At 70.2% G+C, this 503-nt stretch carries 1 protein-coding gene; it reads right to left on the bottom strand.

The features are described from left to right. Positions 1-503: cadherin-like domain-containing protein (locus P1K30_RS23840; RefSeq protein WP_275635236.1), on the bottom strand; the 503-nt coding region annotated here is incomplete at both ends.

Consider the following 503-nt stretch of genomic DNA (forward strand, 5'->3'; position numbering starts at 1 on the left):
TCCGCCGCCGGCTCGACCGTCAGCGTCACCGTCGTCGTGTCGGTGCCGCCAAGGCCGTCGCTGACCTCGTAGACGAAGCTGTCGGTGCCGTTGAAGTCCGCGTCCGGCGTGTAGGTGAACGAGCCGTCGGCGTTCAGCGCCAGCGTCGCGTCCGTCACGTCGCTGACAAGGCTTGCCGTCAGCGGGTCGCCGTTCGCGTCGGTGTCGTTCAGCAGAACCCCCGCCGCCGCAACCGTCAGCACGCCGTCTTCGGCCACCGTGTAGCTGTCCGCCGTCGCCTCGGGCGCGGCGTTCGGCTCGGTCAGCACATCCAGTTCCACCGTCGCCGACGCCGTCAGGTCGCCGTCGCTGATCGTGTAGCTGAAGCTGTCCGGCCCCGCGCCGGAGGTCGAGGTGTAGGTCACGGTGCCGTCGCCGTTGTCCACCACCGTGCCCAGCGTGCCGTCCGTCACCACCGTGATCGTCAGCGGGCCGGGGCCGTCGATGTCGCTGTCGTTGGCCAG

It is taken from the genome of Psychromarinibacter halotolerans, from assembly GCF_029168315.1.
In the GTDB taxonomy this organism is placed as follows: domain Bacteria; phylum Pseudomonadota; class Alphaproteobacteria; order Rhodobacterales; family Rhodobacteraceae; genus Psychromarinibacter; species Psychromarinibacter halotolerans.